At 67.0% G+C, this 11,992-nt stretch carries 9 protein-coding genes; 8 read left to right on the forward strand and 1 reads right to left on the reverse strand.

Annotation, left to right across the window (positions count from 1 at the left end; all coding sequences use genetic code 11):
- Positions 1-153: 153 nt before the first annotated feature.
- The 6 genes from argS to rho all read left to right on the forward strand — a co-directional run bounded on the left by argS (position 154) and on the right by rho (position 8,988).
- Positions 154-1,806, forward strand: a complete 1,653-nt coding sequence (argS, locus tag OSB52_RS13050; RefSeq protein ID WP_266062082.1) for an arginine--tRNA ligase — start codon at positions 154-156, stop codon at positions 1,804-1,806.
- On the forward strand, positions 1,803-3,224 hold the full coding sequence (gene lysA, locus OSB52_RS13055) for a diaminopimelate decarboxylase (protein ID WP_266062083.1): 1,422 nt from the start codon (positions 1,803-1,805) through the stop codon (positions 3,222-3,224). Before argS ends, lysA begins: the two co-directional genes overlap by 4 nt.
- Positions 3,221-4,531: a homoserine dehydrogenase gene (locus OSB52_RS13060; RefSeq protein ID WP_266062084.1), complete on the forward strand. Its 1,311-nt coding sequence runs from the start codon at positions 3,221-3,223 to the stop codon at positions 4,529-4,531. The genes lysA and OSB52_RS13060 overlap by 4 nt, the downstream gene beginning before the upstream one ends.
- A complete protein-coding gene (gene thrC, locus OSB52_RS13065; RefSeq protein ID WP_235723791.1) occupies positions 4,524-5,603 on the forward strand; it encodes a threonine synthase in 1,080 nt (359 codons plus the stop codon). Before OSB52_RS13060 ends, thrC begins: the two co-directional genes overlap by 8 nt.
- On the forward strand, positions 5,584-6,585 hold the full coding sequence (thrB, locus tag OSB52_RS13070) for a homoserine kinase (protein WP_372475005.1): 1,002 nt from the start codon (positions 5,584-5,586) through the stop codon (positions 6,583-6,585). The genes thrC and thrB overlap by 20 nt, the downstream gene beginning before the upstream one ends.
- A gap of 423 nt (positions 6,586-7,008) precedes the next feature.
- The gene (gene rho, locus OSB52_RS13075; RefSeq protein WP_266062087.1) at positions 7,009-8,988 is read left to right on the forward strand and encodes a transcription termination factor Rho; all 1,980 of its coding nucleotides are present in this window, start codon (positions 7,009-7,011) and stop codon (positions 8,986-8,988) included.
- A gap of 83 nt (positions 8,989-9,071) precedes the next feature.
- Here rho and OSB52_RS13080 read toward each other — a convergent pair whose 3' ends face one another.
- Positions 9,072-10,325: a diflavin oxidoreductase gene (locus OSB52_RS13080; protein WP_372512414.1), complete on the reverse strand. Its 1,254-nt coding sequence runs from the start codon at positions 10,323-10,325 to the stop codon at positions 9,072-9,074.
- A 238-nt stretch (positions 10,326-10,563) separates the two neighbouring features.
- Here OSB52_RS13080 and rpmE point away from each other — a divergent pair, with 238 nt between their 5' ends.
- Complete coding sequence (gene rpmE / locus OSB52_RS13085) at positions 10,564-10,791, forward strand: 50S ribosomal protein L31 (protein WP_007624933.1); 228 nt, start codon at positions 10,564-10,566, stop codon at positions 10,789-10,791.
- A gap of 120 nt (positions 10,792-10,911) precedes the next feature.
- Positions 10,912-11,988 (forward strand): peptide chain release factor 1, encoded by a 1,077-nt coding sequence (prfA, locus tag OSB52_RS13090; RefSeq protein ID WP_235723787.1) that lies wholly within the window; start codon positions 10,912-10,914, stop codon positions 11,986-11,988.
- Positions 11,989-11,992 lie beyond the last annotated feature (4 nt).

Genomic DNA, 11,992 nt, shown 5'->3' on the forward strand with positions numbered 1-11,992 from the left:
CGCCGAACGTCGATCTCCCCGCGGCGGCGGGGAGATCGGCACAGCGACGGCCAGTCTACGCAACGTCGGAAATGCCGGTTTTCGCCCACGCGCACGCCGGGCAGGCGGAGGCGATTATCCCTGCGGGGACATGGGCCAATAGGATGATGTTCCGTGACTCCCGCCGACCTCGCTGCGCTGCTGCGCACGGTGACCGTGACCGTCGTCCGCGACCGCGGGCTCGATGATGCGGCCGTGCCCGAATCCGTCGTGGTCGAGCGGCCGCGCCACGCTGACCACGGCGATTATGCGACCAACATCGCGCTGCGGCTCGGCAAGAAGCTCGGTGTGGCACCGCGCGACCTCGCCGGCTGGCTGGCCGACGCGTTCGCCGCTACCGACGGCATCGCGAAAGCCGAGGTCGCCGGGCCGGGCTTTGTGAACATCTGGCTGGCGGCAGCCGCGCAGAATTCCGTGGTCGCCTCGGTGTTGGACAGTGCCGCGGGCTACGGCCGCGGCGACGATCTCGCCGGACGACGCATCAACCTCGAGTTCGTGTCGGCCAATCCGACCGGGCCCATCCATCTGGGCGGCACCCGGTGGGCGGCTGTCGGCGACGCCCTCGGCAGAGTACTCGCGGCACGCGGTGCCGCGGTCACCCGCGAGTACTACTTCAACGATCACGGCACGCAGATCGATCGCTTCGCCCGTTCACTGGAGGCGTCGGCACGTGGGGAGGCCACCCCGGAGGACGGCTATGCCGGCGACTACATCGCCGAGATCGCGGCCCATGTTCTCGCGCAGGTGCCTGATGTGCTCGACCAGCCCGATGCGCAGCGGCTCGAGACGTTCCGGTCCGTCGGGGTCGAGTCGATGTTCGACCACATCAAGACCAGCCTGCACGACTTCGGCACCGACTTCGACGTCTACACCCACGAGAACAAGATGTTCACGTCCGGGCTGGTCGACGAGTGTATCGGCGAGTTGAAGGCCAACGGCAACCTCTACGAGGCCGACGGCGCCTGGTGGCTGCGGTCCAGCGACTTCGGCGACGACAAAGACCGCGTGGTCATCAAGAGCGACGGCGACGCCGCCTATATCGCCGGTGACATCGCGTACTACAAGGACAAGCGCAACCGCGGCTTCGACCTCTGCATCTACATGCTCGGCGCCGATCATCACGGCTACATCAGCCGATTGAAGGCCGCAGCGGCGGCGCTCGGTGACGACCCGGCGAGCGTCGAGGTGCTCATCGGCCAGATGGTCAATCTGGTCCGCGACGGCACACCGGTGCGCATGAGCAAGCGGGCGGGCACCGTCATCACCCTCGACGACCTCGTCGACGCGGTGGGAACCGACGCCGCACGATATGCGCTGATCCGCTCGTCGGTCGACGTCAACATCGACATCGACCTCGACTTGCTGCGCAAGCAGTCCAACGACAATCCGGTGTACTACGTGCAATACGCACACGCCCGGTTGTCGGCGTTGTCGCGCAACGCCGCCGATCTGGGGTTGACGATGTCGACCTCGCATCTGGATCTGCTCGACGACCCCGCCGAAGGCGACCTGATCCGCACCATCGGCGACTTCGACGAGGTGGTGGCGACCGCCGCGGAACTGCGTGAACCACATCGGATCTGTCGGTACCTGGAGAGTCTCGCTGGCGCCTATCACCGGTTCTACGCCCGGTGCCGTGTGCTCCCGCAGGGCGACGAACCCGCCGCCGACATCCACGCCGCGCGGCTGGCGTTGTGCGATGCGACCCGTCAGGTGATCGCCAACGGGCTCGACCTGGTCGGCGTCAGCGCACCGGAGCGGATGTGAACGCGCACCCCGCCGGACCCCGGCATGCCGAGATGTTGGCCGCACCGCATCTCGCCGAGCGGCCCAACGACCCCGCCGAACTCGCGACGATCCCGGCGCACGTGTGGCCGCGCAACGCTGTGCGTCGCGACACCGGTGAGGTCGAAATCGCCGGAGTCGGCGTGGCGGAACTCGCCGACACCTACGGCACTCCGCTGTTCATCGTCGACGAGGCGGACTTCCGATCCCGCTGCGCCGACATGCTCGCGGCGTTCGGCCCCTACGGCCGCGTGCACTACGCGTCGAAAGCCTTCCTGAGTACCCAGATCGCCCGGTGGGTGGACGAGGAGGGGCTGTCGCTGGACGTGTGCACCGGCGGTGAGTTGGCCATCGCCCGGCACGCCGGTTTCCCGCCGGAGCGAATCGCCCTGCACGGCAACAACAAGAGCGTCGAGGAACTGGCGCTGGCACTCGACATGGGAGTCGGGCACATCGTTCTCGATTCGATGGTCGAGATCGAGCGGCTCGACGAGCTCGCCGGTGCGCGCGGGGTGGTCGCCGATGTACTCGTCCGGGTCACCGTGGGTGTGGAGGCGCACACCCACGAGTTCATCTCGACCGCGCACGACGACCAGAAGTTCGGGTTTGCGCTTGCCGGGGGAGTGGCGATGGCGGCCGTGCGCCGGGTCTTCGCCACCGACAACCTGCGCCTGGTGGGTCTGCACAGCCACATCGGCTCGCAGATCTTCGACATGGACGGCTTCGAGGTCGCTGCCCACCGCGTCTTGGGCCTGCTCAAAGACGTCGTCGCCGAATTCGGTGTCGACAAGACGTCCCAGCTGTCGATCGTCGATCTCGGTGGCGGACTGGGTATCTCGTATCTCCCGGAAGACGACCCGCTGCCGATCGGTGACGTCGCGGAGACTCTCGCGGACATCGTGCGGCGCGAGTCGGCCGCTGTCGGCCTCCCGATGCCCACCCTCGCCGTGGAGCCGGGTCGCGCGATCGCCGGTCCCGGGACGGTCACCCTGTACCGCGTGGGCACGGTCAAGGATGTGACGGTCGGCAAGAACCTCACCCGCCGATACGTCTCCGTCGACGGTGGCATGAGTGACAACATCAGGACCGGGCTGTATCAGGCCGAATACGACATTCGCCTGGTGTCGCGGGTCTCCGAGGCGCCCGCAGTGGTCAGTCGAGTGGTCGGTAAACACTGCGAGAGCGGCGATATCGTGATCAAGGACTGTTGGCTGCCGGGCGATGTCGGTCCGGGCGACCTCGTCGCCGTCGCCGCAACCGGGGCGTACTGCTATTCGATGTCGAGCCGCTACAACATGGTGTTGCGTCCCGCAGTGACCTCGGTGCGCGCCGGATCGGCCCGAATGATGTTGCGCCGTGAGACCATCGACGACTTCCTCGCCTTGGAGGTGACCGAATGAACCCGACCCCAGATCGCACCATCGGCGTGGCCGTGCTCGGCATGGGAAATGTAGGTGCCGAAGTGGTGCGCATCATCGCCGACAATGCCGATGATCTGCGATCCCGCGTGGGTGCGCCGGTGGAGTTGCGCGGCGTGGCGGTGCGCGACCTGAGCAAACCCCGCAAGGTCGCCCAGGAGCTGCTGACCGACGATCCGGACGCGCTGGTGGCCCGCGACGACGTGGACATCGTGGTGGAACTCATGGGCGGGATCGACCCGGCCCGCGGTCTCATCCGTACGGCACTGGAGCACGGCAAGTCGGTGGTCACCGCGAACAAGGCGCTGTTGGCCGAGTACACCGGCGAACTCGCCACCGCGGCAGCCGATGCGAAGGTGGATCTGTACTTCGAGGCAGCCGTCGCCGGCGCGATCCCGGTGGTGCGCCCGCTGATGCAGTCGCTGGCCGGTGACACCGTCGAACGGGTGGCCGGAATCGTGAACGGCACCACCAACTTCATCCTCAGTGCGATGGACGAGACGGGCGCCGACTACGCCGACACCCTGGCCGAGGCCGGCCGACTCGGATACGCGGAGGCCGACCCGACGGCCGACGTGGAGGGCTACGATGCCGCCGCCAAGGCGGCCATCCTCGCGTCCATCGCCTTCCATACCCGGGTCACCGCGGCCGACGTGCACCGCGAGGGCATCACCTCGGTCTCCGCGGCCGACCTGGTCGCGGCCAAGAAGTTCGATTGCACGGTCAAGCTGCTGTCGATCTGTGAGCGCGTCCACGACGCGGACGGGCGGCAGCGGATCTCGGCGCGCGTGTATCCGGCACTGATCCCGCTGACCCACCCGTTGGCCACCGTCAACGGTGCGTTCAACGCGGTTGTGGTGGAAGCCGAGAACGCCGGACGATTGATGTTCTACGGTCAGGGCGCCGGTGGCGCACCCACCGCGTCGGCGGTGTTGGGCGACATGGTGATGGCGGCTCGCAACAAGGTGCACGGTGGCCGCGGTCCGCTGGAGTCGACGTACGCGTCGCTCCCGATCGCGCCGGTCGACGATGTACAGACGCGCTACTACATCTCGATGAAGGTGGCTGACCGGGCCGGCGTGCTGGCGCAGGTCGCCGGTGAGTTCACCAAGCGTTCCGTCTCGATCGCCGCGGTCCGGCAGGAGGGTGCGGGCGACGACGCGCGGCTGATCCTGGTGACCCACCGCGCGCCCGACCGAGCGCAGTCGGAATGCGTTGCCGCACTCGAAGACATGGATGCAGTGCTCAAAGTGTCGAGCGTTCTGCGATTGGAAGGAACCGATGACTGACGTGACCCCGGTGCACCGGCAGTGGCCCGGATTGATCGAGGCCTACCGTGATCGACTCCCGGTCGGTGACGACTGGCGCGTCGTCACCCTGCTGGAGGGTGGGACGCCGCTCATCGCCGCGCCGCACCTGTCGGAGATCACCGACTGCGAGGTGTACCTCAAGGTCGAGGGGCTCAACCCGACCGGGTCGTTCAAAGACCGCGGGATGACCATGGCCGTCAGTACCGCGGTCAACAACGGCAAGACCGCCGTGTTGTGCGCATCGACCGGCAACACCTCGGCGTCTGCTGCCGCATACGCCACGCGGGCCGGGATCACCTGCGCGGTTCTGATCCCCGAGGGCAAGATCGCGATGGGCAAGCTTGCGCAGGCCGTCATGCACGGTGCCAAGATCATCCAGGTCCAGGGCAACTTCGACGACTGCCTGGAGCTCGCACGTAAGGCGACCGCGGAGTTCGGCGAGATCGAACTGGTCAATTCGGTCAACCCGTCCCGGATCGAGGGGCAGAAGACCGCCGCGTTCGAGATCGTCGACGTGCTCGGTCGCGCTCCCGACGTCCACGCGCTTCCGGTGGGCAATGCGGGCAACATCACCGCGTACTGGAAGGGCTACACCGAGTACCACCGCGACGGTGTGAGTGGGTCGGTACCGCGCATGCTGGGTGTGCAGGCCGCCGGGGCCGCGCCGTTGGTCGATGGTGCACCGGTCAAGGAGCCGGAGACCATCGCCACCGCCATCCGGATCGGTTCGCCGGCGAGCTGGAACCAGGCGGTCGCCGCCAAGGAGGAATCCTCCGGACAGTTCCGGGCCGCCACCGACGAGAAGCTGCTCGAGGCCTATCGTCTCATCGCCGGGCGCGAGGGTGTGTTCGTGGAGCCGGCATCGGCGGCCGGTGTCGCCGGTCTGCTCGCCGCACGCGCCGACGGCTGGGTCGCGGCCGGCTCGACGGTGGTCTGCACGGTGACCGGTAACGGTCTCAAGGATCCGGACACCGCGCTGTCCGGGATGCCGGAAGTGGAGGCGATCCCCGTGGACCCGGTGGCCGTGGCCGATGCGCTCGGTGTCCGCTGAGTCCCCGGGTGTGGACACCGCGATGACCGATGAGACGGCCGTCAGTGACGCCAGAGTGCTGATCCCCGAAGGAATTTCGGTGCGCGTGCGGGTTCCCGCGTCGAGCGCGAACCTGGGGCCGGGATTCGACTGCCTGGGCGTGGCGCTGGGGATCTACGACGAACTGATCGTGGAGACGACCGCATCCGGGGTCGAGGTCGAGGTGATCGGCGAAGCCGCCCTGGAGGTCCCGCGTGACGCCTCACATCTGGTGGCGCGCGCCATCTTCCGCGGCCTCGATGCGGCAGGTGCGGTGGCCGGTGGGTTGAAGCTGCGGTGTGTCAACGCGATTCCGCATTCACGCGGATTGGGGTCCTCGGCGGCCGCGGCCGTCTCCGGTCTCGCCGCGGCCTCGGGCCTGTTGGAAGGTGCGGGGGTGCGCGACGCCTTCGACGCCGACGAGATGGTGCAGCTGTCCTCGGAATTCGAAGGACACCCGGACAATGCGGCCGCAAGTGTGCTCGGTTCGGCCGTGGTGACCTGGATCGAACATGGGGCCCACCAGAACCGCTACCGCGCACGACGACTGGTGGTGCACCCGGACATCACTGCGACGGTGTTCGTGCCCGATACCGAGTCGTCGACCTCGGTGACGCGTGGCCTGCTGCCGGAATCGGTGCCGCGACGCGATGCGGTGTTCAACGTCAGCCGTGCGGCGTTGGCCGTGGTGGCGCTCACCTCCGATCCCACGGCATTGTTCGCCGCCACCGAGGATCGACTGCATCAGGACTACCGGGCCGACGCGATGGCCCCTACCGCCGGCCTCGTTGCGCAACTGCGCGCACGTGGCCTGGCTGCGACCGTCTCCGGCGCTGGGCCCACTGTGCTCGTGTTGTCGGCCGGACCGGTTCCCGCAGACGCGCGCGACATCGCGCTTGCTTCCGGATACGTACCGTCGACGGTGGCCATCGCCGGGGGAGTCGAGATCACGCGGCCATCCTGAGGCCCTACATCCGATGCGTGTCCGATCCGACGCGCGTCCGATGCGGTTGTGCCGACACGGACGACTCGGGTCGTCGCGCATGAGCGAGCTCTGGGGCATCGGGAAGAATTGGAACCGTCGGTATGTTGCCCGTATCATCCGGACGAGTTACGATGAACGGGTCTAGCCGCGCAGGCTTGTCTTGCCGTGCTCCTCTCCGATCTACGATCCAGGCTGCTGGCCCGGTGCCGGTCGCATGATCTTCTGTCAGGAGTCGCCGAGCACGTCCATCGGACACACCGGAGCGGACCACATTTCTTCTGACCGTCTTCTGAGGAGAATCCCAGGGACATCTCCGACGGGGACGAAGCCCGCCGAATGCGGCGGGGTGACAAAGGAACCCCGGCGAGCCCACGCTCTGCTCGGGGGAACGAAAGGACATCCGTGACGGAAACGGACCTGATCACCGCACCAGCATCCTCAAACAGCGAGGATTCCTCGCCTGCGGTGAGTTCGACCACACGTGGCTCCTCGACCCGCGCCCGTAGTGGGCTGTCCGGGATGGTGCTCACAGAGCTACGTGCACTCGCCGGTGAACTCGGCATCAAGGGCACCTCCGGTATGCGCAAGGGCGACCTGATCGCCGCCATCAAGGAACGTCAGGCCTCCTCCGACGCAGCCCAGAAGGGTGAGTCGGGTCAGTTGAGCCTCGCCGAGGAAGAGTCGGCGCCGGCCAAGGGGCGGGGACGTCGTCCCAAGGCGGAGGCGCCGACCAGCACCGAGTCCGACTCCGACCAGGTCGCGGTGAAGGACGGCGAGACCCCGGCGCGGGGTCGTCGACGCGCTCGCGCTGCAGCCGAGGAATCGGGTAGCGAGGCCACCGCCGACACGGCGGCGGGCAATGGGGAGGTCGCCGCGAAGTCGACCGACGCCGAGTCGAAGCGACCCAAGGACGCCGAGGCCGCACCCACCGCCGGCGCTGACGAATCCGGTGATGACCAGCGCAATCGCGGGCGCAACCGCAATCAGAACAGCCCCAACCGGAACCAGAACCGGGACTCGCAGGGCGGCCGCGACAACAACAACCAGCGCGACAACCGGGACGGCCAGGGCAACCAGGGTGGTCAGAACAACCGGGATCAGCGCAACAACCGCGACGACGACGGTGACGGAGACGGCAGCGGCCGCGGCCGGCGGGGACGCCGGTTCCGGGAACGTCGCCGCGGGCGTGACCGTGACTCGTCGGGCGGTGCGGAACCCCAGGTCTCCGAGGACGATGTGCTGCAGCCCGTCGCCGGCATCCTCGACGTGCTCGACAACTACGCATTCGTGCGTACTTCGGGCTATCTCGCGGGTGCGAACGACGTGTACGTATCGATGAACATGGTCCGGAAGAACGGCCTGCGCCGGGGTGACGCCATCACCGGTGCGGTCAAGGTGCCCCGCGAGGGCGAGCAGCCCAACCAGCGCCAGAAGTTCAACCCGCTCGTCCGGTTGGACTCGGTGAACGGCACCGACATCGACACCGCGAAGAAGCGCCCCGAGTTCGGCAAACTGACGCCGCTGTACCCTAATCAGCGGCTGCGTCTGGAGACCACCCCCGAGCGGCTCGACACCCGGGTCATCGACCTGATAATGCCCATCGGCAAGGGACAACGTGCGCTGATCGTGTCGCCGCCGAAGGCAGGCAAGACGACGATTCTGCAGGACGTCGCGAACGCGATCACCATCAACAACCCGGAATGCCATCTGATGGTGGTGCTCGTCGACGAGCGTCCCGAAGAGGTCACCGACATGCAGCGCTCGGTGAAGGGCGAGGTCATCGCGTCGACGTTCGACCGTCCGCCGTCAGATCACACGTCGGTCGCCGAACTCGCGATCGAGCGTGCCAAGCGGCTGGTGGAGAACGGCAAAGACGTGGTGGTGCTGCTCGACTCGATCACCCGACTCGGGCGCGCCTACAACAACGCATCCCCGGCATCGGGTCGCATCCTCTCCGGCGGTGTCGACTCGACCGCGCTCTATCCGCCGAAGCGGTTCCTCGGCGCGGCACGCAACATCGAGCACGGCGGATCGCTGACGATCATCGCGACGGCGATGGTCGAGACCGGCTCCACGGGCGACACGGTCATCTTCGAGGAGTTCAAGGGAACCGGCAATGCCGAGCTGAAGCTCGATCGTAAGATCGCCGAACGCCGAGTCTTCCCCGCGGTCGACGTGAACCCGTCCGGTACTCGCAAGGACGAACTCCTGCTGTCGCCGGAGGAGTTCCAGATCGTGCACAAGCTGCGCCGTGTGCTGTCGGGTCTGGACTCCCAGCAGGCCATCGACCTGTTGATCAGCCAGCTGAAGAAGACCAAGTCGAACGTGGAGTTCCTGATGCAGGTCCAGAAGACCGCGCCGGGAGCGATGAACGACGACTAGTCCCACCCGTCGGCGCGAGGGATCACCACAGCTGCCGGTTGACGCGATCGAAGCGTCAACCGGCAGCTGTGTCGTCTAGCCCGTCAGTAGACGTCGCGCACGTAGCGCTTGGTGCGCCGCAGTTCGTCCACGACGCCGTGGGCTGCGGTCGTCGACAGCCCGCCGTGCTCGGCGATGATGTCGAGCAACGCGGTATCGACATCGGGGGCCATCCGGGTCGCGTCTCCACAGACGTATATGTGCGCCCCTTCCGACAGCCACGCGTAGAGCGCCGCGCCCTGTTCCCGCATCCGGTCCTGAACGTAGATCTTGTGCTCCTGATCACGGGAGAAAGCCAGGTCGACGCGGCTCAGCAGGCCGTCGGCGACGAAGCCCTCGATCTCGTCGGCGTAGATGTGATCGTGTTCGCGGTGTCTGTCGCCGAAGAACAGCCAGTTGCCACCGCTGGCCCGGCGGGCCGCACGTTCGTGCAGGAATGCGCGGAACGGCGCGATACCGGTGCCCGGGCCGATCATGATGGCCTTGATGTCATCGGGTGGCAGACGGAAGGCGCGGTTGGCCGAAACGAACACGTCGACCTCGGTGCCCGCCGGTCGGCGGTCGGCGACGAAGGTCGAGCATGTGCCGCCGCGGCGTCGGTCGGCTCCGTCATGACGCACAGTGGCCATCGTCAGGTGGACGGTCGAGCCATGTACCAGCGGACTCGACGAGACCGAGTACTGCCGGTGCACGAGTGGACGCAATTGGGCGATCAGTTCCTCGGGGGCGATGACCACCGAGCGGTCGACCTCGAGCAGATCGAGGACGTCTTTGCCGGCCAGCCAGGCATCGCGGGCATCCCGGGCGACGTCGTCGGCGACAAGGCTGTTCAGCTCGGGGTTGCCGGTCCGGCACGCGATCAGTCGCAGCAGATCTTCCGGCGCGGTGCAGACCTCGTATCCATGGGTCAGTGCTTCGCAGAGCGCTCGGGTGGTGCGGCGATCGGCGACGGGGGTGTCGGGTGCGACGCCCAACCGATCGATGATCCGGGCGACCACGTCCGGGTCGTTCACCGGCCAGACGTTGATGCCATCACCGGGCTGATACTCGATCCCGCTGTCACCGAGCGAGAGCACGATGTGGCGGACCTCCTTGTCCGAACCCGGACCGGACAGCACGGTGTTCGCCACCACCGTCGCCCGATAGGGGTTCTTCCTCGACCACTTCGACCTCACACGCGTCGGTACGTGGCGGGAGCTCGATTCGCGCAGCACCGGGGGAGAAGAACTGTCGAGCGGCATGGGATCCTCGCGGGTTGGCCCGTTCGTCGCGGGCGGTGTGCGATGCCCGGAAGGCATCGTGAGTTAGGTATGCCTAAGCACGGTAGTTCATATGGCGTGCGGGAATGAACGCGGTGGGGGTCGCGTTGGTGCCGAAGGATCGCGCGATGACCGCGTGGATCGTGCAGTGGTGTTGGGTCCGGAACGGATTTCTTCGCTGCGGGATCCGCGTGGCATACTGAGCGGTCGAGTCCGGTTCCGGTTCACACCGTCGATCCCCGACGGTGACCCGGCGACCACAGAAAGGGACAACCAGATGAAGCAGGGAATCCATCCCGAGTACGCGACGACCACAGTCGTCTGCGGTTGCGGCAACACCTTCGAGACCCGCAGCACCGCGGACAACGGACGTATCAACGTCGAGGTCTGCTCGCAGTGCCACCCGTTCTACACCGGTAAGCAGAAGATCCTCGACACCGGCGGCCGTGTTGCCCGCTTCGAGAAGCGCTACGGCAAGCGGACCAAGAACGCCGACGCCAAGTAGCTGTACCGACGACGCCCACCGCGCGCGTGCGATGCACGCCGGGTGGGCGTCGTTGTCATTTCGGCGATCGATGTCGCCGTTTCTCGATTCAGATTCGATCTCAGGGAGAAGTGAGGTCCCGTGACCACGCAGAGTCCGTCGGCGATCGACGACATCCTCGCCGAACATGCGGGCCTGGAGGCGCAACTCGCCGACCCGTCATTGCATGACGATCCCACCGCTGCCCGCCGGGTCGGGAAACGGTTCGCCGAGCTCGCGCCGATCATGGCGACCTATCGTCGGCTCGAGGCAGCCCGCGACGACCTCACCGCCGCGCGGGAACTCGCCGCCGACGACGCCTCCTTCGCCGAGGAGCTGCCGGCGCTGGAGGCGAGCGTCGCCGAGCTGGACGCCACGCTCACCGACCTGCTCGCCCCCCGCGACCCGCATGACGGTGACGACGTGGTGCTCGAGATCAAGTCGGGCGCAGGTGGTGAGGAGTCGGCGCTGTTCGCCTCCGACCTGGCACGGATGTATCTCAAGTACTGCGAGCGACGGGGCTACAAGGTACAGGTCCTCGGGGTCACCGAGAGTGATCTGGGTGGTTACAAAGAGGCGACCATCTCCATCAAGGCCAAAGAGCAGCTGCGCGACGGAGTCTGGTCTCGTCTGAAGTTCGAGGGTGGCGTGCACCGCGTCCAGCGGGTCCCGGTCACCGAGTCCCAGGGACGAATCCACACCTCGGCCGCAGGTGTGCTCATCTACCCTGAGCCCGAAGAGGTCGAACAGGTCCAGATCGACGAGAACGATCTGCGCGTCGACGTCTACCGGTCTTCGGGTAAAGGCGGCCAGGGCGTCAACACCACCGACTCCGCGGTCCGGCTCACCCATCTGCCGACCGGCATCGTGGTGACCTGTCAGAACGAGCGATCCCAGCTGCAGAACAAGGCGCGTGCGATGCAGGTGCTCGCTGCTCGGCTGCAGCTCGCCGCCGAAGAGGAGGCCGAGGCCGCCGCAGCCGAGGGACGCGCCGCGCAGATCCGGACGGTGGACCGTTCCGAGCGCATCCGCACCTACAACTTTCCGGAGAACCGCATCTCCGATCACCGGATCGGTTACAAGGCCAACAATCTCGATGCGGTGCTCGGAGGCGACATGGATGCGTTGCTCGATGCGCTGATCGCCGCCGACCGTCAGGCGCGACTCGAGGCCGAGTGAGTCG

It is taken from the genome of Gordonia aquimaris (assembly GCF_026262595.1).
GTDB lineage: Bacteria > Actinomycetota > Actinomycetes > Mycobacteriales > Mycobacteriaceae > Gordonia > Gordonia tangerina.